The organism is Nocardia alba NBRC 108234 (assembly GCF_001612665.1).
GTDB classification, from domain to species: domain Bacteria; phylum Actinomycetota; class Actinomycetes; order Mycobacteriales; family Mycobacteriaceae; genus Nocardia; species Nocardia alba.
In genome coordinates, this window is record NZ_BDAX01000018.1 from 171754 (window position 1) to 195457 (window position 23704).

Below are 23704 nucleotides of genomic sequence, written 5' to 3' on the forward strand. Positions count from 1 at the left end.
CCTTACGATCAGAGCGATTCTGTGCAGCTCTACTACGCCGATCACGCCACCACGGCGGCGACAGCGGCACGGTCGGGCTCACCGGCGGGTACCGCGTCGAGCAACCGTCGGGTGTAGTCCTGGGTCGGTTGCTCGAAAACGTCGGTGACCGAACCGGATTCGACCACCGCGCCCGCGCGCATCACCGTCACCTCGTCGGCGACCAGTCGCACCACACCGAGATCGTGAGTGATGAACAGGTAGGTGAGGCCCTGCTGGTGCTGGAGATCGACGAGCAGACGCAGGATCTGCGCCTGTACCGAGACGTCGAGGGCCGAGACCGCCTCGTCGAGGACGAGCACGCGTGGTCCGGCGGCGAGCGCACGCGCCACCGCGACGCGTTGACGCTGACCGCCGGAGAGTTCGGCGGGTCTGCGCGCCAGGTGTTCTCGCGACAGCGCCACATCGTCGAGCAGTTCGCGCACCCGCTCGTGTCGTCGCGGGCCACGCGGGAGCAGCCCGAGCGCGACCAGTGGTTCGGCGATGATCTGCGCCACGGTGAACTTCGGATCCAGGGAGGAATACGGGTTCTGGTAGACGAATTGGATCTCGCGCCGGATCGGACGAAGCTTCCCGCGCGAGAGCCCGTCGATGCGGGCGCCGTCGAACCACACCTGGCCCGAGTCCGGTGCGGTGAACCCCGCGGCGATCCGCGCGACGGTCGACTTGCCCGCCCCCGATTCCCCCACCAGCGCGTGGGTGGTCCCCGCGCGGACGGCCAGGCTGACCCGGTCGACCGCGCGCACGCCACCGTGCGCGAAGGTCTTGGTCAGTTCCCTGACCTCGAGCAGCGCCCGCGTGGCTTTCGGCGCAGGCGTCGCCCGCTCCGGTGACGAACCGATGACCGTCGGTGGCGTCAGCACACGGCCGGTCGACGATCCCGTTCCCGTCGAAGAAGCCGACCCGGGTTTCGGTGTCGCACCGGGCGAGGGTCGACCCCCGGATTCGAGTCGGGTTCCGGTGCTCGTCAGACGGGTGCTGTGGCGAGTGGGTGCCGCCGCGACGAGTCGACGCGTGTAGTCGTGGCGAGGATCGGTGACGATGCGGGCGGCGGGTCCCTCCTCGACGATGCGTCCGTGCTGCATCACGATCAAGCGATCGGAGCGTTCGGCGGCCACTCCCAGGTCGTGGGTGACCAGCAGTACGCCGAGGCCGAGGGTGTCGCGCAGGTGGGCCAGGTGATCGAGGATCACCTTCTGCACGGTGACGTCCAGGGCCGAGGTCGGCTCGTCGGCCACCAGCAGGGCCGGGTCGTTGGCCAGCGCGATGGCGATGAGCACCCGCTGTTTCATGCCACCGGACAGCTCGTGCGGATACTGCCGGTACACCCGTTGCGGGTCGCGCAGTCCCGCTGTGGCCAGTTTCGCCACCGCGAGTTCACGACCGGGCCCGGATTCGACGCGGCGGTGCAGCCGCAATGCCTCGAGCACCTGGGCGCCGACGCGTTTGACCGGGTTCAGCGAGGTGCCGGGGTCCTGGGGCACGAACCCGACGAACGGTCCGCGCAACCGCGCGAGTTCGCGGTCTTTCCAGCGGGCGGTGTCGTGCCCGTTCAGTTCCAGCGCGGTGGCCTCGACCCGCGCCGACGGGGGCAGCAGGCGCAGCGCGGCGTGGATGGTGGTGCTCTTGCCCGACCCGGATTCACCCACGATCGAGACGAATTCGCCGCGGCCGACCGTCAAGGACACTCCGTCGACCGCCGCCCGCCCGTCCGCGCCGCGGGTGCGGTAGCGCACGGTCAGGTCCTCGACCCGCAGCAGGGTGTGCTTCTCGCTCATCGCTTCTCTCCCAACGCTCGCCCGATTCGATTGGTGGACAGCACGACCACGGCGATCACGATGCCGGGCAGCAACGAGATCCACGGGTAGGTGGCCAGGTAGTCCCTGCCCTCGGAGACCGCGAGGCCCCATTCCGGGTCAGGGGGCGGTGCGCCGTAGCCGAGGAAGCCCAGCGCTGCCACGGCCAGCACCGCCGTTCCGCATTCGAGCGCGGCCAGCGACAGCACCGCCGAGACCGAGTTCGGCAGCACGTGCCGGAGCACGACTCGACCGAAACCCGCACCGGAGCCGTACGCGGCCTCGACGTAGTCGGTGCCCGCGACCTTGAGCACCTCGGCGCGCATCACCCGCGCGAAGGCCGCCACTGCCGAGATACCGACGGCGACAGCGATATTCACCGTGCCGTAGCCGAGCGCGGTGACCACCGTCATCGCCAGCAGCAGGCTCGGGATAGCCAGGAGCACATCGACGAAACGCATGATCACCGCGTCGAACCGACCGCCGACGAATCCGCTGAGCAGCCCGATCGTCGACCCGATCACGAAACCCAGCGCCACCGCGAGCAGGGTCGCGGTGAGCGTGGTCGAGGTGCCGTAGATGGTGCGGGCGAGCAGGTCGCGACCGAGGCGGTCGGTGCCGAACAGGTGCTCGAGACTCGGCGCGCTGAAGCTGGCGTTCGAATCCCCCTCCAGCGGTGAGTATTTCGTGAACCACGACGGGACCAGGGCCCAGGCGAGCACGATGACGATCACCAGCCAGGCCATGGCATGCCCCGGCGCGGCGGTGAGCACCCCGATCCCGGCGCGTACCCGATCGGGAACCGTCGGCGCCGCGCCGGTGTTCTTATCGGCGATGTCGTTGTCGAGGAGGGTCATGCGGCTGTCCTTGCTCGCACACGGGACCGCAGCCGCGGATCCACCAGCGGATAGACGAGATCGACCAGGAAGTTCACCGTGACGAACACCAGCGCGGCGAACACCACCACCGCCTGTACCAGCGGCACGTCCTGGGTGCGGACGGCCGTCTCGGTCAGTCGGCCCAATCCCGCACGGGAGAACACGGTTTCGACGATCACCGCGCCGGCGAGCAGATTGCCGAAGGTGACGCCCGCGATGGTGAGCGCGGGTAGGGCGGCGTTCTTCAACACCTCCCGCACCAGCACCCACAGCCGCGTCGCGCCCTTGGCCACCGACACCGTGACATACCCGGCGTGCAGTTCGGCGTCGAAGTTCTTGATCAGCAACTGCGCGATCGGCGCCGACACCGGGATCGCCAGTGTCACCGCGGGCAGCACCAGCGATCCGAAGCCCTCGTTGCCGATCGGCGGGAACCAGCCCAGCTGGAACGAGAACACCTGCAACAGTGCGAGTCCCACCAGGAAGACGGGCACCGACACTCCCGCCGCGGGCAGGGTCGCGACCAGGTCCGCGACCCATCTGGTGCGGGTGTAGCCCGCGGTGGCGGCGACGGCGAAGGCCAGCGCCACGGCAAGGACCAGCGCGGCGCCCGCCAGCAGAGCCGTGTGTGGCAGCACCGACACGATCAGCGGCCAGACCTGCTCACCGGTGCGGGTCGAGACGCCGAAGTCACCGGTCACCGCCGCGAACAACCGATGGGTGTACTGCCCGAGCAGATCCTGGTCGAGGCCGAAGTACTGCCGGGAGTTGTGTTTGTCCTGCTCGGAGATCAGGTCACCCTGCGACGGGTCGAACAGGAAGTCGACCGAGTCGTAGGGCAGCACGAACAGCAGTACGAAGGTGAGGGTGTAGGCGCCCCACACCACGAACACCGCCTGCCCCAGTTTGGCGAGCACATAGCGCGACATCGGTTACCTCGGCTCGATCCAGGTGTCGTAGAAGACGTTGCGCGACTGCGCTTCATAGCCCACGTTGTGCACCCGGGGAGAGGCCGCGGTCACCTGCGCCGGGTTGTAGACCGGCACCGTGAGCACCTGATCCACGAGCAGGAACCGCTGCGCCGCCTCAGCGGCCTCGGCGCGCTTGCCCGGGTCGAGGGTCCGGCTCACCGCGCTGAGCTTGTCGATCGCCTGCTGGTAGAGCGGGTTCTCCGGCGCCAGCTTCGAGGAGTTGGTGTACTGCGGCGAGTACACCTGCTCGAGCACCGCCACATCGGCCCGACTCTGGTTGGCCACCTGGATGTTCCAGCGTTTCTGTTGGGTCGCAGCGGCGGTGTAATCCGGGATCGGCAGCACGTTGAGTTTCAGGTCGATGCCGATCTTGCGCAGATCCTGCTGGATCAGCTCGTAGGCGGGTTTGTTGTTCACCAGGTTGTTGATGCCGAGCAGGGCGAGCTCGAGTCGACGGCCCTGCGCGTCCACCCGGATGCCGTCGCCGCCCTTCTTCCAGCCCGCCGACTCCAGGATCTGTTCGGCCCTGGCCTGGTCCTGCTTCAATTCCGCGGAGAAGTCGACGTGGCCGGGCACACGCGAGGAGATCACCGAGCTCGACACCTTGTAGCTCGAGGTGAGAACCGTCTTGGTGAGCGCGTCGCGGTTCCAGCCCAGTTTCACGGCCTCCCGCACGGCGCGGTCGTCGGTCGGGAACAGGTCGGTCTTGAGGTCGAAGGAGATATCGCGCCCGGGAATCAGCTGCGGAACGATCCGGTAGCCCTCAGCTTTCAGCGGCGCCTCGTCGGTGTTGTTGACGTCGAGGATCGCGTCGACCTGTCCCGCGCGCAGCGCGCCGGTGCGGACCGCGGCCTCGGGAATCACCGAGATCTCCACGGCGTCGAGGTAGGCCTCACCGTTGTGTTTGCGGCTGGCGGGCGCCCAGTTGTAGCCGGGGCGCTTCTTCAGCACCGTTTTCTGCTGGTAGACGTGCTCGGCGACGACGAACGGACCGGTGGTCACCAGGTTCTGCGCCAGTGCGCGCTGTTCTTTGGTCAGCTGCAGCGTCGAATGCCCGACGATGCCGGAGAAATACAGCGAAAGTGCCTGGAGGAAACCGGCATTCGGCCGATTGAAGACGACCTTGACCGTCGTCGGGTCGAGCACCGTGGTGCTGGTGTAGCCGACCCAGTACGCGGTCACCGGCACGATGCCCAGTGCCTTGTCGCCGAATCCGAGCAGGTCGAAATTCTCTTTCACCGAATCGGCGGTGAATTTCGTTCCGTCCGTGAAAGTGACGTCGCCACGGAGCCGGAACGTGAATTCGGTCAACTCCGGGTTGATATCCCAGGACTGGGCCAGCCACGGCTCGATGGCCCCGGTTTCCGGATTCTGATATGTCAATTTGTCGGTGATATTGCTCGTGATGAGCGACTCCGGATACGAACTGCCCGAATGCGGGTCCAAGTTGGCGGGCGCGTCGAGCACAGCGAAACGCAGTGTCCCACCGGCGACCGGCGGGCCGGCGTCGTCACTGCCGGCGACCCGGTTACCCGAGGCCGCGCAGCCGGTCAGCACGGAGCCGACGAGGGCAAGGGCCAGGAGCGCCGTCGCCGCGGAGAATCTTTTCGATGACATTTCGCGAAGTCTGCACAACGGCAACTCCGCGAACAACCAAGTTGCACTTCGTGATTTGTTCAGTTTTAGTGAATCCGGCGCACGACAGGATCGTGAAGCGGAACTTCAATAATGGTGTAGGCATTCTTGTCGATCCGAAATCGCGGAATGCGGCGGTCGCGGACTTAATCTCCGAAGGGTAAGCAACACAGTCCGCTTCGACGAAAGACCCACGACCGCATGAGGAACATTCGATTCCGTCAAATTCTGGCCACCGGTACCGCGGCCATCGCCCTCGCCACCGTGCTGGCCGCGTGTGGTGGTTCGTCGTCGCCGGATGAGGCGGCAGGCGACCCGGTATTCGGTGGCACGCTGAACTTCTACGACCCCATCGAGTACACGGCGTGGACGCCGGTCAACTCGATCTGGTCCAACAGTCAGGTCGCCAACAACCTCGCCGAACGCCTGACCTGGCAGGATCCCAAGACCGGGCAGATCAAGCCCTGGCTGGCCAAGTCGTGGGAGGTCAGCCCCGACAAGCTGAAATACACCTTCCGCCTGCGTGAGGGCGTCACGTTCAGCAACGGCGACCCACTCGACGCCGCGGTCGTGAAGGCCAACTACGACCAGCACGCCCTCGGCGACAAGGCGCTGGGCATTCCGCCGGATCGGTTCTTCTCCGACTATCAGGCCTCGACCGTCATCGATCCGCTGACCGTGGAGGTGGCCTTCACCAAGCCCAATGCCGGTTTCCTGCAGGTAGCTTCGTTCTACCGGGCCGGGTCCATTCTGGCCAAGCCGTTCCTGGAACGAGATCTGAACGGGCAGAGCCAGGCCAAGAACTGGGTCGGGACCGGTCCGTTCGTGGTGGAGTCGGTCAACGGCAACACCGGCATCACGCTGAAGCGACGCGAGGACTACAACTGGGCGCCGACGGGTGCGGGCCATCAGGGCAAGGCCTACCTGGAGCGGGTGGTCTTCAAGACCGTGCCCGAGGCCGGGACGAGGGTCGGCGCGCTGCAGTCGGGTGAGGCGCACATCGCGCGCAATATCAGCCCCTACGACGAGGAGACGGTGACCGCCAACGGTGGCCGGATCGAGGCGTTCGCGGTGCAGGGCCAGACCAACAAGCTGTCGGCGCAACTGGATTCGACCACGCCGATCGTGGACAAGCAGGTGCGCCTGGCATTGCAGGCCGCCACCGATCGCAAGGAGATCAACACGACGGTGCTCTCGCCGAGCTACCCGATTCCCAGCAGCATCCTGGTGAAGGACACTCCCAATCGCGGCGACGCGAGCAAGTACCTGGGTTACGACCTGAACAAGGCCAATTCACTGCTCGAGGACGCGGGTTGGCGCAAGGGCGGCGACGGCATCCGGGCCAAGGACGGCAAGCGCCTGCAGTTCGAGGTGTGGGTGGCACCGTTCTACCAGGTGTCGCAGCCGGTGCTGGAACTGCTGCAGTCACAGTGGAAGAAGGCGGGCGTCGAGCTCGTGATCCGCACTGTGTCGCAGACCGAATACGAGTCGATTCGCAACACCCGCCCCGACAACTGGACGCTGGTGCAGGGCCAGACCTCACGCGCCGAAGCTGACGTGCTGCGCACCGCGTTCGACAGCACCGCGCAGAACGAGTTCTTCGCACCCGTGCCGGACGCGAAGCTCGACGAGTTGGTGCGCGCGCAGGCCTTCGAATTCGACCCGGCCGCCCGCACCAAGGCCATCCAGGCCATCGAGGATCGGGTGTTCGGCGAGGGCTACGCCATTCCGCTCTACGACGAGACCCAGGTGTTCGGCCTCGCGCCGACCGTGCACGGTTTCACCACCGAGTCCACGGCCCGCACCTGGCTCTACGACACCTGGATCACCGGGTAAGAGGCCGACGATGCGCATCTACATCTTGCGGCGACTGGTCCAAGCGGTACTGGTCCTCTGGGCCGCCTACACCCTGTCGTTCATCTTGCTCAGCGCGCTGCCGGGGGATTCGGTGAACAACCGGATCCAGAACCCGGAAGCGCAGATCACACCGGAGGCAGGCCGGTTGATGCTCGAGTTCTACGGGCTCGACCGGCCGGTCTGGGAGCAGTACCTGCACGCGCTGTGGGCACTGCTGCACGGTGACCTCGGCTTCTCGCTCACCTCGGGACGGCCGGTGACCCACGCTGTCGCCGAGGCACTGCCCTCCACGTTGACGCTGACCGGGCTCGGCCTGGTGTTCGGGCTGGTCTTCGCCGCTGTTGTCGCGGTGGCGGCCAACTACGCGCCGTGGGCGTGGTTGCGTAACGCCTTCGATTCCGCGCCCGCGCTGTTCGCCTCGGTGCCCACCTTCGTCGTCGGTGTGCTCGTCCTGCAATATCTTTCGTTCCGCTGGCATCTGATCCCCTCGGTCGACAACGGCACGGTGCTCGCGCTCATCGCACCCGCCGCGACCCTGGGGCTGATCGTGGCCGCGCCGATGGCCCAGGTATTCGCCACCTCGGTGCGCACCACCCGGCAGCGACCGTTCGTGCACGTGGTGGCAGCCAGGGGCGCGAGCGAGGGCTACATCTTCCGCAAGGACGTGCTGCGCAATTCGTCGCTGCCGGTGCTCACGCTGCTCGGGCTGGCCTTCGGCGAGCTCATCGCCGGTGCGGTGGTGACCGAGTCGGTGTACGCGCGTCAGGGCATCGGCCAGCTCACCGTCGGCGCGGTCGACACCCAGGACCTGCCGGTGGTGCAGGGGGTGGTGTTGCTCTCGACGGTGGCCTATGTGCTGGTGAATCTCGCGGTGGATCTGGCCTATCCGTTCATCGATCCGCGGGTGCTGGTGGACGGGCGCACGCACCGGGTCACCCGCTCGCGGTCGACCCGACGCAAGCAGGTCACCGTATCCGTTCCGGTCGTCGCGGCGGTGCCGCGTCGGCTGCCTGCCGAGGTGGCGATGCCATGACGACCCTCGAGAAACCGACAACTGTGACAGCACAGTCCTATTCGGTAGATCCGGCGCAGCGCGCGCGGTCCGTGTTGCGATGGACCCGTCGACACTGGACGGTCGCGCTGGCATTGCTGGTGGTCGCGACCATCCTGGCGTGGGCGATCGCGCCGCAGCTGTTCACGGGCTACGACCCGCTGGCGGTGAATCCGGCGCAGAAGCTGAAACCGCCCTCGGGCGAGCACTGGTTCGGTACCGATCAGCTCGGCCGTGACCTCTACGCGCGCATCGTCTACGGCGCGCGGGCGTCGCTGCTGGGTTCGGCGATCGCCGTCGGTGTCGGTGTGTTCGTCGGTTCCCTGCTCGGTGCGGTGGCCGGCTGGTTCGCCGGGTTCCCCGACAGCGCGGTGATGCGGCTCATCGACGTGGTGCTCTCGATCCCCGGTTTCCTGCTGGCCATCACCATCGTGGTGCTGCTCGGTTTCGGGGTGTGGCAGGCGGGGATCGCGGTCGGGCTCACCTCGTCGGCGACCTTCGCCCGGCTCATCCGCTCGGAGGTGGTCAAGGCCCGCACCAGCACCTACGTCGAGGCGGCCATCACCAGCGGGGCCTCGACCGGCACGATTCTGCGACGACACGTGATCCCCAATTCGATCGCGCCCACCGTCTCGCTGATCACCGTGCAGTTCGGCATCGCGATCATCTGGATCGCGTCGCTGAGTTTCCTCGGGCTCGGTGCGCAGCCGCCGGACCCGGAATGGGGTCGGCTGGTCTCGGACGGGCGCAACTACATCGCCACCCGCGGCTGGCTGACGCTGTGGCCAGGGCTCACCATCGTGGTGATGGTGCTGGCGACCAATCACCTGTCCCGCTACTTCTCCAGGAGGACCTCCGCATGAGCGTCGTCCACGAAACCATCACGCCGACAACAGAAACCCATGTCGCGCCGGTCCTACGGGTGGCGAACCTGCGCGTCGGCTACCGGGTGAACGATCAGCTCACCCCGGTGGTGCGCGACGTCACCTTCGATGTCGCGCCCGGCCAGGTACTGGCGCTCGTCGGCGAATCCGGGTCGGGCAAGACCACCACCGCCCACGCCGTGCTCGGGCTGCTGCCCGGCAACGGCGAAGTCACCGGCGGCAGCATCACCTTCCGCGACCAGGTCCTCACCGAGCTCAGCGCGAAAGGATGGCGTTCGATCCGAGGACGCGCGATCAGCTTGATCCCGCAGGATCCGACCGTCTCGCTCGACCCGGTGCGCCGGGTCGGGCACCAGGTCGAGGACGTGCTGCGGCTACACACCGAGCTCGATGCGCGGGCCCGCCGCGAACGCGTGCACGAACTGTTCGAACTGGTCGGCTTCACCGATGTCGAGCGCCGCTATCGCCAGTATCCGCACGAACTCTCGGGCGGCATGCGTCAGCGGGTGCTCATCGCCGCCGCGGTGGCGGCCGAACCGGACCTGATCATCGCCGACGAGCCGACCTCGGCGCTGGACGCCACGGTGCAGAAACAGGTGCTCGACCTGCTCGACGAGGTCCGGCTGCGCACGGGAACCAGCGTGGTGCTGGTGACCCACGACCTCGGGGTGGCCGCCGACCGCTCCGACCTGATCGGCGTACTGCACCAGGGCGAGTTGGTCGAGTTCGGGCCGACCGCGCGACTGGTCGCCGATCCACAGCACCCTTACACCCGGCGACTGCTCGACAGTGTGCCGTCGCGGCGGCCGTGGGTCCGCGACCGTACCCCGGTCGCGGTCACCACCGAGACGGTCATCGAGGTCGACGAGCTGCGCAAGGACTACGGCGGTGTACCCGCCGTCGACGGTATCTCGTTTCGGGTCCGACGCGGCGAAACCTATTCCATCGTGGGCGAATCCGGCAGCGGGAAGTCCACGACGGCGCGGGTGCTGGCCGGGCTCACCGAGGTGGACTCGGGCCGGGTCGCACTGCTCGGCACCGACATCACCCGGCTGAGCCGCCGGGAGTTCCGGCCGCTGCGCCGCGACGTGCAGATCGTGTACCAGAACCCGTATTCCTCGTTCGATCCGCGCTTCGACGTCTACGACGTCGTCGACGAGCCGCTGCGCTCGTTCGAGCCGCGCCGTGGGCTGCGCCGGGGCAGGCCGAATCGGGACCGGGTGGTGGCCGCGATGGAGGCCGCCGCCCTGCCCGCCGATTTCGTCGACCGCCATCCTCGCGAACTCTCGGGTGGGCAACGTCAGCGGGTGGCCATCGCTCGCGCGCTGGTGCTGGAGCCGAAGGTGATCGTGCTGGACGAGCCGATCTCGGCGCTGGACGTCTCGGTCGCGGCGCAGATCCTGGATCTGTTGCGCGGCCTGCAGCGAGAACGCGGACTGACCTACGTTTTCATCTCGCACGACCTGGCTGTGGTGCGCGCGATCTCCGATCGTGTGGCGGTGATGCGCGAAGGCCGCATCGTCGAGCAGGGCACCGTGGACCAGGTCTTCTCCTCTCCCGCCGACGATTACACCGTGCGTCTGCTCGACGCGATCGCCGGCCGCGACCTCATCGGAGGACTGTCATGACCACCACCATCGCGCCCGCCACACTGGCCGAGGCGCTGCCCCGCATCCGGGCCGTCCTGGCCGAATTCGTGCCGGGCACAGGCGAGCGCGACCTCGCCTTCGAGCACCCCGACGCGCTGATCCAGGCGCTGGCCGACGCGGGCTTCGGCCGGTTGCGGGTGCCGGTGGAGTACGGCGGGTTCGACGTCGACCTGCCGACGCTGTTCGGGCTGCTGGCCGAGGCGGGGCAGGCCGATTCCAACATTCCACAGATCTGGCGGGGGCATTTCACCACCACCGAGATCCTGCGCGCCGAAACCGATCCGGTGGTGCGCGAGCACTGGTTCCGGGCGATCGGCGCGGGCGCGGTGTTCGGCAACGCGCAGTCCGAGCCCTCGGCGCTGGTCGCCGAAGCGGTGGGCGAAGCCGCGGGCTGGGGCGTGACGACCACGCGAGCCCGCGTCGGCGAGAACGGCGTGCGGGTGGTCTCGGGCACCAAGTTCTACTCGACGGGCTCGCGCTTCGCCGACTACATCCGCGCGGCCGTGGTCGACGACGAAGGCACCCGCGGCTTCGTGGTGATCGGGGCCCGCCACCCGGGCGTCACCCACACCGACGACTGGGACGGCATCGGTCAGCGTCAAACCGGCAGTGGCACCACTTATTTCGAGGATGTGCCGGTCGAGGAGCACGGCGATATCGGCAAGTACAAGGAGTCCTTGCGCGGCCTGGACTCCTTCGTCCAGATCGTGCACCTAGCCAACCTGACCGGTATCGCGCGCAGTATCGTCGCCGAGACCTCGCAGATCGTGCGCGATCGCACCCGCACCAGCCTGCACGCGCTCACCCAGCGCGCCGACGAGGACCCGGACGTCCTCGCTGTCATCGGTATCCTCGAAGCGCGCAGGCTTACCGCCGAAACCCTGTCGCGCCACGCCGCCGAGCAACTGGAGGCGGCGCACGTCGCCGGCGACGAGGCCGCCTACACCCGCGCCTACCTCGACACCTCCGCCGCGCAGATCGCCGTCATCGAGGCCGTACTCGACGCCGCGACAAGAGCTTTCGACGCGGGCGGCTCGTCCACGATCCGCAACAGCGTCCACCTGGACCGGCACTGGCGCAACGCCCGCACCCTCGCCTCGCACAACCCGGTGATCTACAAGCCACGTGTGCTCGGCGATTTCGTGGTCAACGGCAACGCGCCGGTGCCCGGCTACTACCGGCAGCGCGCCTCGGTGGTCACGCCCGACGACACCGCGGCCGCCGCTGTCGACGGCGACACGGCCGCGCCGGACCAGCGATGACCGCCGTCGATCAGCCGGCGGCATCCCTCGACTCCGTTGTGGTCGGGTCGATCGAGCACACAGGGCCACCGGACAATTCGCAGACGGCACCGGCGGCACGCCCGCTCACCGTGGCAGGTATCCGGGCTGCGGCAGCACCGATCCTGGCGCGGCTGGCCGACACGGCGCGCCAGCGTGAAATCGACCGCGACTACGCTTTCGTCGAGGTCCGCGCGCTCGCCGACGCGGGGATCGCACTGACCGGAATCGCCGTCGCCGAGGGCGGGGCGGGTGGGTCGCTGCGCGAGGTCACCGACCTGGTCATCGAGATCGCGCGCGCCGATTCCAGTGTGGCGCAGGCTTTGCGGAGCAGCTTCCTGACCGCGAACCAGGTGGCGGGCAGGCCCGATCTGCCGCATCGGGAGCAGACGCTGCGACGGCTGCGCGACCGGGACCTGTTCGCGGGCACCAGCAATGAACGCACCGGCGGTGCCAGCGGACAGGTCAACGCCACCGCCCGCCGGGACGGCGCGGACTGGGTGATCGACGGCGAGAAGTACTACTCGACCGGTGGGCTGTACGCGGACTGGTTCTCCACGCAGGCGCAGACCGAGGACGGGACCGTGCTGCGGTTCACCGTGCCGGTGGATCGCGCGGGCCTGCGACGGCTCGACGACTTCGACGCGGTCGGCCAGCGCCTCACCGCCAGTGGAACCACCCGGTTCACCGGGGTGCGCGTGCGCGCCGACGAGATCACCCCGGCCCCGGATACCGCACCCGACAACCCATGGCAGGGTTCCTACGCTCAGCTGTATCTGGCCGCGGTGCAGGCGGGTATCGCCGCGCGCGCCCGCGACGACGCCGTCGCCTACGTGCGGCACAAGGCCCGCCCGATCAAGCACAGCACCGCGACCAGCAGCCTCGATGATCCCTATGTCCGCCAGACCGTCGGCGAGATCGCCGCCCGCGCCCAGGCGGCGCGAGCGGTGGTCCTGCTGGCCGCCGAGACCCTCGAGGGTGTGCGCGGACGCACCGGCGACGACGCCCGCGCCGCGGGTGCGGCGGCGGCGGTCGAGGTCGCGCAGGCGGGCGTGATCGCCATCGAATCCGCCCTCGCCGCAGCCGAACTCGTCTTCGACGTGGGTGGCGGATCGATCACCGACCGCGCCCTCGGCTTCGACCGGCACTGGCGCAATGCCCGCACCGCCGCCAATCACAACCCCCGCCAGTGGAAGCAAGCCGTCGCGGGCGCGTTTCACTTGTCGGGGGAACAACCCCCGACCACCGGCCTGTTCTGAACCACCGAGAGAAAGATCCCACCTGATGAGCTACGGCCCCTTCGACCGCACCTACACCGCCGCTGAAGACCGCTACGAGAAGGTCCCGTACCGGCGCACCGGCGCTTCGGGCCTCGATCTGCCCGCCTTCTCCTTCGGGCTGTGGCAGAAGTTCGGCACCGACTACGCGTTCGCCACGCAGCGCGAGATCATCCTGCACGCGTTCGACCTGGGCATCACCCACTTCGACAACGCCGACCGCTACGGTCCGCCGCACCGCGCCGCGCAGCACAACTTCGGCCGGGTGCTCGCCAAGGATCTCGCCCCGTACCGCGACGAGATCGTGCTGTCCACCAAGGCGGGCAACGCGATCGGGCCGAGCCCGTACCTGCGCGGCGGCTCGCGCAAGTCGATCCTGAACTCCCTCGAGCACAGCCTGCGCGATCTCGGCACCGACTACGTCGACATCTTCTACCACCACAGCCCCGATCTCGACACTCCCCTCGAGGAGACCGTGGGCGCGCTGGTCAGCGCGGTGCAGCAGGGCAAGGCGCTCTACGTCGGCATCTCCAACTACCTGCCCGACCGCACCCACGAGATCGCCGAGCAGCTGCGCGCCGCCGGTGTCCCGCTGCTGATCCACCAGGCTCGCTACTCGATCTACGATCGCCGCCCCGAGCAGAACGGATTGCTCGACACCGCGACCCAGGACGGGTTCGGGGTGATCGTGTATTCGCCGCTGGCTCAAGGGTTGCTCACCGACAAGTACCTCGAGACGATCCCCGAGGGCGCCCGCGCGCAGAACAGCACGTTCCTGTCCCCCGACGTCATCGACGAGACCTACCGGCAGCGCACCGCCGAGCTGAACAAGATCGCCGCCGCGCGCGGGCAGTCACTGGCCCAGCTGGCGTTGCAGTGGGTGCTGCGCCGCCCCGAGGTCACCTCGGCGCTGATCGGGGCGAGTTCGGTGGCCCAGCTCGACCACAACACCGCCGCACTGGACTTCCCCGACTTCACCGCCGAGGAGCTCGCCCTGATCGAGGAGCACGGTGTGCACGGCACCGGTCTGAAGCTCTGAATCCTGCCCGAACACGACGCCGATGACGTGGCGCGAACCGCGCACGTCATCGGCGTCGTCTGTCGCACCGACCGCACCAGAAGGCACCGACCATGTCCGGATTCCACTTGAACCTGTCCTTGATGACGCCGGGACACTTCCGCCAGGCGTGGCGACTCGACCACGCCGATCCGCTCGCCTATCTCGACATCGACTACTTCCAGCGCCTGGCGAAGATCGCCGAGGCCGCCAAGATCGACGCGGTCTTCCTCGGGGACGGCCCGGCGCTGCGCGGGGAGATCGAGGAGGCGCCCGGCACCGGGATCGATCCGCTCGTGCTGCTCGGCAGTGTCGCGGCGGTGACCGAGCACCTCGGTGTCGTGATCACCTCCTCGACCACCTACAACTCCCCCTATAACCTCGCGCGACGATTCCAGGCGCTCGATCACGTGACGAAGGGGCGGGCGGCGGTCAATATCGTCACCACCGGAACACCCGCTGCCGCAGCGAATTTCGGCCTGACCGAGCATCCGGAGAAGGAGACCAGGTACCGGCGGGCCTGGGAGTTCCTCGACGTGGTCACCCGGCTGTGGGACAGCTGGGAGCCGGACTGGCTGATCGCGGACAAGTCGACCGGTCGCTACGCCGACAGCGACAAGATCCATCGCATCGATCACGAGGGCGAGTTCTTCTCGGTCGCCGGGCCGCTGCCGGTGGCTCCGGGTCCGCAGGGTCGACCGGTGGTCGTGCAGGCCGGCGGGTCAGAGGGCGGTCTCAAGTTGGCGGGTGATTTCGCCGACGTCGTGTTCACCGTCGCCCAGACCAAGGCCAAGGCGGTCGCGTTCCGCAACGACATCCGGCAGCGCGCGGCCGCGGCCGGGCGCCATCGCGATGATGTGAAGATCTCGCTCGGTGTGGTGGTGCTGGTGGCGGCGACCGAGGAGCAGGCGCGTCGGCGTGAGCAGGAGCTCTACGATCTGCTGCCGATCGAGCGCCTCACCACCGCGCTGCTGGGTAACCTCGGCCTGCCCGCGGACTCTTTCGGCCCCGATGATCCGATCAGCGTCGATGATCTTCCCGACACCGTTCCGACCGGTGCGTTCTCGACCGGGTTCAGCATCTCCACCCGCGCGCTCATCGCGGAGGGACCGCGCACTCCGCGCGAGTTGATCCAGCAGGGCGCCGGTGGTTCCGGCCATCGTCTGCTGGTCGGTTCGGCCGAGCAGGTCGCCGACGATCTCGCGTCCTGGTTCGACGCCGGCACCGCCGACGGCTTCACCATCATGCCCGCCGAGACCGCCGTCGACCTGGAGAATTTCGCGACCCTGGTGGTCCCGATCCTGCAGGAGCGGGGGCTGTTCCAGAAGGATTACTCCGCACCGACATTGCGTGCCCGTTTCGGGCTGCCCTTTCCGGCGGACCGCGCCGTGGAAAGCCTGCCCGCGTAGCGTCACCCCACTCCATCGGCCGCCCCGCTCGGGTTCGAGTGGGGCGGCCGCTTCGCGTGGAGTCGTTACGGGGCCGCGCCGCAGTGGGGCCCGGTGACCGCGTCCTGGGTCGGGACCGGCGGATGGTCGACCGGCGGTGTGCGCGACAGCGGGATCAGCGCGACCGCCGCGAGCAGGGCCGCGAGCCCGATGGCGACCAGGAATCGCCAGTCACCGAGCCAGGTGGCGGCCAACGGGGCGCCCGCGCGCGACAGCGCGATCGGCACTGTCATCACGGCGAGGATGCCGGCGAACTGCGGGACGCCGAAGCTGTCGGCGACGATCGACGGGCGGGCGATGACGCTGGTGCCGTAGCCGGTACTGAAGGCGACGATGCAGGCCAACGTCAGCGGCAAGGAGGTGCCCACCAGCGGCAATGCGAGCAGTCCCACCCCCTGCAGGGCGAAGGACACCCCGGTCACGCTGGTCATCCCGAAGCGGCGAGCCAGCGGGGCAAGCGCCAGCCGGGCAGCGATCTGGGTGACACCGACCGCGATCGGAAGGGCCGCCGCGGACACCGGCGAATAGCCGATGTCGCGGAAGTAGGTGACCATCATCAACAGGAAGGCCGAGGTGGACCCGCTCTGGGCGACGAAGGACACCACCAGCAGCCAGAATTTACGGTCCCGGAGCGCGTCGCCGAGCGCGACGCCGGTGCGTTGCGCCACTCGGCTGGTGTGCGCTGCCCGCCCCGGCACCGCCCACAGATGCGCGGGCACCACGATCACCGCGAAACCGGCCGCCAACACCAGAAGTGTGGTGCGCCAGCCGAGTTGCGTTTCCAGCCAGCCCGCGAAGAAGTAGTACAGGCTGGTGGCGAGCCCCACGACCGTGGTCACCGCGACGATCGCCGAATCCCGGTGTTCGGGTTCGGTGGCCACCACGAGAACGGCGAACGCGGCCTCGTAGGTGGAGGTGGCCAGGGCCAACCCGATCACCGTGAACGCCAGGTACAGCTGAGCCAGGCTCTGCGCCTGCGACCACAGCACGACCGCGCCGACCCCGAGCGCTGATCCCACCGTCATCAGAGCCCGCCCGCCGTAACGGTCGAGCAGATTGCCCACCGGCACCGCGGCCAAGGCCCCGACAAGAGTGGAAATGGTTGCTGCGGCAGCGATTTCGGTGCGTGAGACCGCGAGGGCATGCGACATCGGCACCAGCAGCACGGTGAAGGCCTGGATCATCGCGCCGTAGCCGACGGTCTGGGTCACCGCGAAGACCGCGATGAGCCGGAACCGTCGACTGCGTACCGGGGCGACGGTCAGGACGGCGGCGGCACTCACTCCCCGAGCAGCGGCAGCAGCTGGGAGCCCTGACGCTCGATCTCGCGCAGGTACGGGGTGTCCGACAGCACGAAGTGGGTGATGCCGAGATCGCGGTACTTGCGCAGCGACTTGGCGACATCCTCGGCGGAACCGACCAGCCAGGTGGTGCCCGCGCCGCCACCGCCGTATCTACCCGGTGCGGTGTAGAGGTTGTCGTCGAGCACCTCGCCGCGCGCGGCCAGGTCGAGCAGACGCTGTTGGCCGACGGCGGTGCGCCGGTGCGGATTCGCGTTTCCCTGACTGTTCGCCGCCATCTGCGCGACTTTCGCCTCGGCGTCGGCCCACGCCTGCTCGGTGGTGTCGCGAACGAACGTCGTGACGCGCAAGCCGAATTCGAGCGGCGCGTGCTCACGACCCAGTTCGGCGCTCAGGGCGCGCAATCGTTCGATGCGCTGACGCACCCCGTCCAGCGGCTCGCCCCAGAACAATTGGACGTCGGCCTCGGTGGCGGCGACCCGCTCCGCCGCTTCGGAGGCGCCACCGAAGTACAGCGTCGGATGACGGCGCTCGCCTCGTGGTTCGATGCGGGGCACCACCGTGGAGTCGGTGACCTGGAAATGCTCGCCCCGGTACGTGACATTCTCCTCGGTCCACAATTTGCGAACGAGCTGGAGGAACTCCCTGGTGCGGGCGTAGCGGTCGGCCTGGTCGCCCTCGCTGTCGCCGTAGGCGGCCAGATCGTCCTTGCCGGAGACGATGTTCACCCGCACCCTGCCCCCGGAGAGGTGGTCGAGCGTCGCCGCGGCCGAGGCGAAATTCGCGGGGCGCCAATAGCCGGGACGGATCGCGATGAGTGGCTCGAAGGACTCGGTCCGCGCCGCCAGCGCCGCCGCGACGGTGAGGGTATCCGGGCGACCCCAGCCGGTGCCGAGCAGCGCGCCCTTCCAGCCGTGCGCCTCGAGGGCCTTCGCCTGGGTGGTCAAGGTATCCAGGCTGTTGTGGTCGGCGACCACGGGCTCGCCGCGGTGACCCGGCGTGACCTGATTCGGGATGTACCAGAGGAATTCGAGACTCATGTTCGGTGGTTCCGTTCGGTGGTGATCAGCGGGCCAGCGCAGCGAGCTGGGCGCGGCGGACATCGGCGGTCTGGCCTTGGACCAGGACGAAGAGGACGGAGCGGGCGTGCAGTTGGGCGGTGTCGTCGTCGCCGAGGCCACGACCGGATCTGGCGATGAGCAGGGCGCGGCTGATCGCCGAAAGTGCCTCGCCGCTGGCGACTTTGGTGGCAAGGCGCTGATCGAGGCGATGCGCTCCCCCGCCCGCTGCCGTGGTTTCATCGGCGAGCGCGTATGCCGTGGAGCGGATCTCGGCGACGCGTGGACGCCAGGTCGCCGCGACGTCGGCGGCCAGCGGCGCAGTGCTGTGCTCCAGCTCGGTCAGGATGGTCTCGGCGAGGCCGAAGTGGTGGGCTCGCGCATCGCTCGCGGTGCCCGCGTCCTCGACGCGCGCTCGGTCGAGACTCTGTGTGGTGAGGACGTTCTCGTCGGGGACGAAGACTTCGTCCAGGCGCACGCGGGCTGTCCGGCTGCCCGCGACGGCGCCGAGTCGCAGCGGTCCGGTGCTGCGGGTTCTTTCCCCGACCGGCACCAGCGCGGTGACCACGGTTTCGGTGTCGGGCTCCACGGCGGACACGGTCAGCGCCGAGTTGAGCCCCCACCCGCTGACCCAGGACAGAGTGCCGTCGAAGACCCAGCCGTTCGCGGCCTTGCGTGCCCGCACGTAGTGCTCCGGGAAACGCCGCACATCGCTGACCCCGGCCCCGAGCAGCAGTTCACCGCGCAGAATCCGGGCGGCCAGCGCCGATACCGGGGCGCCCGTCGCGGCGATACGTCCGGCCAGCGGCGCGTGCTGGGCCCAGACCAGCCAGGTGTTGAAGCAGGCGCCCGAGATGATCTCGTGCACGCGACGATCGGTGTCGCGGTCGATCGCGAGGCCACCGGATGCTCGCGGTGCGAGGTGGTTGAGCAGACCGAGGCCGCCCAGTTCGTCGATCCGATCCGCGTGCACCCCGGTACGGTCCGTCGACAGCGCGGCGGGTCGCAACACTCGCTCGGCGTAGTCGCGCACTCGAACGAGGAATTCGTCGTTCGAGTTGTCGTGCGCTGGGTTCACCTCGAAAGTATCGACCCGGACAGCGCGCGAAAGTCGCTATCTACCGCCGCTTTACCTCGAACAATGCGGCTTCTACCTGCCCTGATAGGCAACGATCGGAGATTAATTCTCGCCGATCGAGAAGTCGATGCGTCCTACGGTCCGGCCCGATTGTCGAATCCTGTTGCAGCCTGGCCATTTATAGTTAGGTTAGGGTAAGTTAACTTGCATGGTTGATTATGCCGTTGAGGCGGAGGGTCTCGTCAAACGGTTCGGTGGGGTGACGGCGCTGGACGGGCTCGGTTTCGCAGTGGAACGGGGCACGATCGCGGGGGTACTCGGACCGAACGGGGCGGGAAAGACGACAACGATCGATGTACTGACCACCCTGCTGGTGCCCGACGCGGGTCACGCACGGGTCGCCGGTCACGATGTGGTGGCCGACGCGGGAGCGGTCAGGTCGGTGATCGGGCTGACCGGACAGTTCGTCGCCCTGGACGAAAACCTCACCGCACGCGAGAACCTCGTCCTGTTCGGACGGCTGCTGAAACTGGGACGTCGGCGGGCCGCCGACCGAGCCGAGGAACTACTGCACCGCTTCGATCTCACCGACGCCGCCGACCGACGCAGCGGCACCTTCTCCGGCGGCATGCGCCGACGGCTCGACCTCGCCGCATCACTGATCGGCCGACCGGAAGTGCTCTTCCTCGACGAACCGACCACCGGCCTCGACCCGCGCAGCCGCGCGGTGCTGTGGGATGTGGTCCGCGACCTTCGCGACGACGGCATGACCATCCTGCTCACCACCCAATACCTGGACGAGGCAGACGAACTGGCCGACCGCATCGTCGTGGTCGATCACGGCCGCGTCATCGCCGACGGCACCGCCGACGAGCTCAAGGATCAGGCAGGCGGTTCGGTCTGCCACGTCACCGCGCCCGAGGATGAGCGCCCCCGGATCGCTGCCGCGCTGGCCGACATGACCGGGCTCGCCGAACTGAGCGACGGCGTCGCCGTCGCGGCGTCGGGCGCCGCGACCCTGGTCGATGTCGTGCGCAAGCTCGATGCCGCCGAGATCGCCGTCGACGACATCGCCCTGCGCCGCCCGACCCTCGACGACGTGTTCTTCCGCCTGACCGGGCACCCGAGCGCGCCGAACGAGCCGGAGGACACCCCGTGACGACGACGGCCCCCGCACCGGAAACCGTTGCCCCGGTAGCGCGTCCGCATCCGTCGGCGTCGGCCGACACCGCGATCCTGGTCGGTCGGCACCTGCGCCTGATGAGCCGACGCCCCGCCTCCATCATCGGCGCCGTCGTGCTGCCCCTGATCTTCGCCACGATGTTCTACGTCGTGTTCGGCACCGTCGTCGAGCGTCGGATCGGTAGCGAATACGGGCAGTATCTGCTGCCCGCGGTCATTCTGCAGGCGATGCTCTTCACCGCCATGTCGGCGGCCATCCTGTCGGTCGAGGACGTGACCGGCGGGATGATCCGCAGACTCCGATCCATGGCGGTCTCCCCACTCGCCCCGGTACTCGGACTGGTCGGCGCGGAACTCACCCGCGCGCTGTTGACGATCGCGATCCTGCTGCCCGCCGGCGCCCTCATGGGCTTCCGCCTCGGCGGCGGGGTGCTCGCGTCGATCGGATTCGTGCTCATCGCACTGCTGTTCGCCGCGGTGGTGTGCACCGGGTTCGTCGCGATCGGTTTCGCGGCGGGCAAGGTGGACACGGTGCAGGTGATCACCAATGTCATCTTCTTCCCGTTCCTGCTCGTATCGAACGCTTTCACCCCGACCGAGGCATTCCCGCAGTGGTTGCAACCCTTCGTCGCCAACCAACCGCTGAGCCGCACCGCCGACGCACTACGCGCGCTCGCCGCCTCGGACGCGGCCCTCGCCAGGCCGGTCACGATCGCCGTGCTGTGGCTCAGCGGCGGATTCGTCGTCTGTGTCGCGCTCGCGGCCCGGGCCTACCGGAGGACACTGTGAACGAAACCCGCACCGCGACGGGGCCTCGCCCGCACGTACTCATCGACAGCTGGGCGCTCACCGTCCGCGCCATCCGGGTGACGCTGCGCAACCCTGTCCTGCTGATGATGGCGACGTTCTTCCCACTGATCCTGCTGGTGCTGATCACGGTGTCGTTCGGCTCACTGGTCGCCCCCGGCGGCAGCCGAGCCGACTACGTGAACTTCAGCCTGCCGCTGTTCGCCGTGATGGGCATCATGTTCGCCGGACTCGGCACCGCCATGACGACCTATGACGACCTGCAATCGGGATTCGACCGTCGGCTGCGGGCCATGCCGATCGCCCGCGCGGCTCCGCTGATCGGGCGCATCGCCGGCGACGCGGTCCGCAATCTGATCACGCTGCTCGCGGTGGTGGCAGTGGGCTATCTGCTCGGATTCCGTTTCACGGGCGGAGTCCTCGGCACGATCGGATTCCTCGTGCTGCCGCTGCTGTTCGGTACCGGCGTCGCGTGGATGATGGTGGCGATCGCGGTGCACGCCAAGTCCGGGGAGGCGGTAGGTTCGGCGCTCAACGCGATTCTGCTGGTGGCCTCGTTCCTGTCGACCGGGTTCGTCCCTCGCCAGGATCTTCCCTCCTGGATCCAGCCTGTCGCCGCCGCCAACCCGGTGTCGTCGGTGGTCGAGGCGATGCGCGGGCTGGCCTCATCCGGGCCGATCGCCGCACCCACCTGGCGCGCGCTGGCGTGGACGGTGGCGCTGACCGTGGTTTTCGCGACACTCGCCATCCGCGGGTACCGCAAGCGCTGAACACCGGACCCGCGGGTACCCGGTCCGACGAGACCGGGTACCAGCACCCGTGCCGGAGCCCCCAGTCCCCCCGCACCAAATCTGAAACAAAACTGTGTCTGAAAGTGTCGGCGAAACCCGCGGCGGGTAGCGAGAATTGGCCCGACGGTTCGGTGCGAGCGCGCACCTGCCGTTGCCACGAACTTCCTTCGGCGACAGAGGAATCGGTTGATGAACACGTTGTCGAGGTCCGCTACGGCGCTGTTGGCCGCCGCCTTGTTCGCGGTCGGCGCTACGGCGGTCGGCGTCGCGCGCGCGGATGCGCCCGACACGCGGCACTGCACCCCCTACACCGCGATTTTCGCGCCGGGGACCTGGGAGACGACTCCGGACGCCGATCCCCGGGTGCCCGTCGGCATGCTCGGGCCCGTCGGCGACGGCCTGCAACGACAGTTCGGCCGGGATCTCACGGCACTCTACGTCCCTTATGCCGCAAGCGCTTTCGACCAGGGCCTGACCTACGCGGAGTCCCTGGACACCCTGGAATCCCGCCTGCGCCACATGTTGCGTGGCCTGTGCAGCTCGACGCGGGTCGTCCTCGCCGGGTACAGCCAGGGTGCGGACGGCATCGGCGATCTGGCCACCGCGATCGGCAATGGCGACGGTCCCATCGGTGCCGATCGAGTGGTCGCTGTCGGACTGGTGTCCGATCCGCATCGCGACCCGAATACCGCACTCTCCCTGGGAAATAGCCAGCCCGGTCGCGGCATAGCCGGCACTCGGAGCCGGGATTTCGGTGCACTGACCGAGCGGGTCCGCACCCTGTGCGCCGACGGCGACCTGTACTGCTCACTCGATGCCGCCACCTCCCCGTTCCTCGCCGTGCTCGGCAGGGTCCTGAGCGGTGATCTCGAACCGATCGCCGAACTTCTGCCCGCCACAAGCGATCCGAGCAGCCTGATCAGCCAAGCCGTCACCATGGGCGCCGGCTGGACCGCCACCGCGGCGAACCTGCCCACCATTGTCGATCACCTCACCCGCCTCTCGGAGTTCGTCGCGACGCGCGACATTCGCGGTGCGCACCAGAGCGCACGAGCCCTCAACCTCGCCCTGGCTCCGTTGGTCGAGGCCGCCGCGGGTGTGGACCGGGTTCTGGTCGCCCAGGTCATCCGCGCGGCCGCCGCCATCGACCCCTCCGGTCGGACCGCGGGTGTCAGCGTGATCGCCGACGCCATGACGCAGATCGATCTGCTCGGCATCGCCGACCAGATCGGCCGGATTCAGGAAATCCTGTGGCGTGCGGTCGACTCGCTCGATCGCAACGACCCGGTCGCCGCCGCCGCCGACCTGGCGAGCGTGGCCGCCGGCAGCGCTGACCTCACGGTTTCCGTGCTCGGCCCCGTCGCCGCCGGCGTCCGATCGGACCTGCGCGCAACCACCCGAAGCCTGCTCAGCCTCACCGACCCCGCCACCGTCGACGAACTCGTCCAACTGGCCCGCCAAGGCGTGGACATGGCCAATTTCTATACCTCGCAGGCCCACATCGACTACGGCGACGACGTCGCGATCCTGCTGGACTACCTGGGCTCCCAGGTCGGTTCGTAACTGCCGGTGACCGCCTGACAGCCACCCCGAACAGCGGAAAAGCCGGGTTCGGGGTCGCCGAACGTGGTTGCTGGATAGGGTCGACGACAAAGCCGAACCGGA

Annotated in this window: 19 protein-coding genes; 12 read left to right on the plus strand and 7 right to left on the minus strand. The window is 68.3% G+C overall.

What is annotated here, in order from left to right; translation table 11 throughout:
* Positions 1-41: 41 nt before the first annotated feature.
* Genes NA12_RS19870 through NA12_RS19885 form a run of 4 tightly spaced genes read right to left on the minus strand, consistent with a single transcriptional unit; the run spans position 42 to position 5301 of the window.
* Entirely contained in the window at positions 42-1817 is a 1776-nt protein-coding gene (locus NA12_RS19870; protein ID WP_067453214.1) for a dipeptide ABC transporter ATP-binding protein, read from the minus strand.
* Positions 1814-2692 carry an ABC transporter permease gene (locus NA12_RS19875; RefSeq protein WP_084472936.1) on the minus strand — a complete coding sequence of 293 codons (879 nt, stop codon included), beginning with the start codon at positions 2690-2692 and terminating at the stop codon, positions 1814-1816. The genes NA12_RS19870 and NA12_RS19875 overlap by 4 nt, the downstream gene beginning before the upstream one ends.
* Entirely contained in the window at positions 2689-3642 is a 954-nt protein-coding gene (locus NA12_RS19880) for an ABC transporter permease (protein WP_067453217.1), read from the minus strand. Before NA12_RS19880 ends, NA12_RS19875 begins: the two co-directional genes overlap by 4 nt.
* 3 nt (positions 3643-3645) lie before the next feature.
* Complete coding sequence (locus NA12_RS19885; RefSeq protein ID WP_067453220.1) at positions 3646-5301, minus strand: ABC transporter substrate-binding protein; 1656 nt, start codon at positions 5299-5301, stop codon at positions 3646-3648.
* Between the two features lie 219 nt (positions 5302-5520).
* On the opposite strand from NA12_RS19885, the gene NA12_RS19890 reads away from it, so the two are divergent.
* The 8 genes from NA12_RS19890 (at position 5521) to NA12_RS19925 (ending at position 15783) form a co-directional block, all read left to right on the plus strand.
* A complete protein-coding gene (locus NA12_RS19890; RefSeq protein ID WP_067453222.1) occupies positions 5521-7155 on the plus strand; it encodes an ABC transporter substrate-binding protein in 1635 nt (544 codons plus the stop codon).
* A gap of 10 nt (positions 7156-7165) precedes the next feature.
* Positions 7166-8209, plus strand: coding sequence for an ABC transporter permease (locus tag NA12_RS19895; RefSeq protein ID WP_067453225.1), 1044 nt, complete (start codon positions 7166-7168; stop codon positions 8207-8209).
* Positions 8206-9090 carry an ABC transporter permease gene (locus NA12_RS19900; RefSeq protein WP_084472937.1) on the plus strand — a complete coding sequence of 295 codons (885 nt, stop codon included), beginning with the start codon at positions 8206-8208 and terminating at the stop codon, positions 9088-9090. Before NA12_RS19895 ends, NA12_RS19900 begins: the two co-directional genes overlap by 4 nt.
* The gene (locus tag NA12_RS19905; RefSeq protein WP_067453228.1) at positions 9087-10739 is read left to right on the plus strand and encodes a dipeptide ABC transporter ATP-binding protein; all 1653 of its coding nucleotides are present in this window, start codon (positions 9087-9089) and stop codon (positions 10737-10739) included. The genes NA12_RS19900 and NA12_RS19905 overlap by 4 nt, the downstream gene beginning before the upstream one ends.
* Entirely contained in the window at positions 10736-12022 is a 1287-nt protein-coding gene (locus tag NA12_RS19910) for an acyl-CoA dehydrogenase family protein (protein WP_084472938.1), read from the plus strand. Before NA12_RS19905 ends, NA12_RS19910 begins: the two co-directional genes overlap by 4 nt.
* Complete coding sequence (locus tag NA12_RS19915) at positions 12019-13299, plus strand: acyl-CoA dehydrogenase family protein (protein ID WP_084472939.1); 1281 nt, start codon at positions 12019-12021, stop codon at positions 13297-13299. The genes NA12_RS19910 and NA12_RS19915 overlap by 4 nt, the downstream gene beginning before the upstream one ends.
* A 25-nt stretch (positions 13300-13324) precedes the next feature.
* Positions 13325-14356, plus strand: coding sequence for an aldo/keto reductase (locus NA12_RS19920; protein ID WP_067453232.1), 1032 nt, complete (start codon positions 13325-13327; stop codon positions 14354-14356).
* Between the two features lie 92 nt (positions 14357-14448).
* Positions 14449-15783 carry an NtaA/DmoA family FMN-dependent monooxygenase gene (locus NA12_RS19925; RefSeq protein WP_067453235.1) on the plus strand — a complete coding sequence of 445 codons (1335 nt, stop codon included), beginning with the start codon at positions 14449-14451 and terminating at the stop codon, positions 15781-15783.
* Between the two features lie 65 nt (positions 15784-15848).
* On the opposite strand, the gene NA12_RS19930 is transcribed toward NA12_RS19925, so the two are convergent.
* The 3 genes from NA12_RS19930 to NA12_RS19940 are packed head-to-tail and all read right to left on the minus strand — an operon-like array spanning position 15849 to position 19259.
* The gene (locus NA12_RS19930; protein ID WP_067453239.1) at positions 15849-17105 is read right to left on the minus strand and encodes an MFS transporter; all 1257 of its coding nucleotides are present in this window, start codon (positions 17103-17105) and stop codon (positions 15849-15851) included.
* On the minus strand, positions 17102-18163 hold the full coding sequence (locus tag NA12_RS19935; RefSeq protein ID WP_067453792.1) for an LLM class flavin-dependent oxidoreductase: 1062 nt from the start codon (positions 18161-18163) through the stop codon (positions 17102-17104). The genes NA12_RS19930 and NA12_RS19935 overlap by 4 nt, the downstream gene beginning before the upstream one ends.
* 25 nt (positions 18164-18188) lie before the next feature.
* Positions 18189-19259, minus strand: a complete 1071-nt coding sequence (locus tag NA12_RS19940; protein ID WP_067453242.1) for an acyl-CoA dehydrogenase family protein — start codon at positions 19257-19259, stop codon at positions 18189-18191.
* A gap of 208 nt (positions 19260-19467) precedes the next feature.
* On the opposite strand from NA12_RS19940, the gene NA12_RS19945 reads away from it, so the two are divergent.
* The 4 genes from NA12_RS19945 to NA12_RS19960 all read left to right on the plus strand — a co-directional run bounded on the left by NA12_RS19945 (position 19468) and on the right by NA12_RS19960 (position 23602).
* Positions 19468-20418 (plus strand): daunorubicin/doxorubicin resistance ABC transporter ATP-binding protein DrrA, encoded by a 951-nt coding sequence (locus NA12_RS19945; protein ID WP_067453245.1) that lies wholly within the window; start codon positions 19468-19470, stop codon positions 20416-20418.
* Complete coding sequence (locus NA12_RS19950) at positions 20415-21230, plus strand: ABC transporter permease (RefSeq protein ID WP_067453247.1); 816 nt, start codon at positions 20415-20417, stop codon at positions 21228-21230. Before NA12_RS19945 ends, NA12_RS19950 begins: the two co-directional genes overlap by 4 nt.
* Positions 21227-22018, plus strand: coding sequence for an ABC transporter permease (locus NA12_RS19955; protein WP_067453250.1), 792 nt, complete (start codon positions 21227-21229; stop codon positions 22016-22018). Before NA12_RS19950 ends, NA12_RS19955 begins: the two co-directional genes overlap by 4 nt.
* Before the next feature lie 210 nt (positions 22019-22228).
* Positions 22229-23602 carry a cutinase family protein gene (locus tag NA12_RS19960; RefSeq protein ID WP_067453253.1) on the plus strand — a complete coding sequence of 458 codons (1374 nt, stop codon included), beginning with the start codon at positions 22229-22231 and terminating at the stop codon, positions 23600-23602.
* Positions 23603-23704: the final 102 nt, after the last annotated feature.